This window comes from Streptomyces sp. NRRL S-337 (assembly GCF_000720175.1).
Classification (GTDB): domain Bacteria; phylum Actinomycetota; class Actinomycetes; order Streptomycetales; family Streptomycetaceae; genus Streptomyces; species Streptomyces siderophoricus.
In genome coordinates this window covers 1-855 of the sequence record NZ_JOIX01000174.1, presented here as the reverse complement: position 1 = coordinate 855, position 855 = coordinate 1, and the positions used below count along the sequence as shown (strand labels likewise).

1 protein-coding gene is annotated in these 855 nt (G+C 68.5%); it reads left to right on the top strand.

The genetic code is table 11. The annotated features are described in order from the left end of the window. On the top strand, window positions 1–855 hold an 855-nt coding region (ilvC, locus tag IG62_RS0140950; protein ID WP_030816367.1), incomplete at both ends, for a ketol-acid reductoisomerase.

The window sequence follows — 855 nt, the reverse complement described above, 5'->3', positions numbered from 1 at the left end:
GGAAGCCAGGGCCACGCCCACGCGCTGTCCCTGCGCGACTCGGGCGTCGACGTGCGCGTCGGTCTGCACGAGGGCTCCAAGTCCAAGGCCAAGGCCGAGGAGCAGGGCCTGCGCGTCGTCACCCCGGCCGAGGCCGCCGCCGAGGCCGACGTCATCATGATCCTGGTGCCGGACCCGATCCAGGCCAAGGTCTACGAGGAGTCCATCAAGGACAACCTGAAGGACGGCGACGCGCTGTTCTTCGGCCACGGCTTCAACATCCGGTTCGGCTTCATCAAGGCCCCGGCCGGCGTGGACGTCTGCATGGTCGCCCCCAAGGGTCCGGGCCACCTGGTGCGCCGCCAGTACGAAGAGGGCCGCGGCGTGCCGTGCATCGCGGCCGTCGAGCAGGACGCCTCCGGCAACGCCTTCGCGCTGGCGCTCTCCTACGCCAAGGGCATCGGCGGCACCCGCGCCGGCGTCATCAAGACCACCTTCACCGAGGAGACCGAGACCGACCTGTTCGGTGAGCAGGCGGTGCTCTGCGGTGGCGCCTCGGCGCTGGTCAAGGCCGGCTTCGAGACCCTGGTCGAGGCGGGCTACCAGCCGGAGATCGCGTACTTCGAGTGCCTGCACGAGCTGAAGCTCATCGTGGACCTCATGTACGAGGGCGGCCTGGAGAAGATGCGCTGGTCGGTCTCCGAGACCGCCGAGTGGGGCGAGTACGTCACCGGCCCGCGGGTCGTCACCGACGCCACCAAGGCCGAGATGAAGAAGGTCCTCGCCGAGATCCAGGACGGCACCTTCGCCAACAACTGGATGGCGGAGTACCAGGCCGGTCTGCCGAAGTACAACGAGTACAAGAAGGCCGACGAG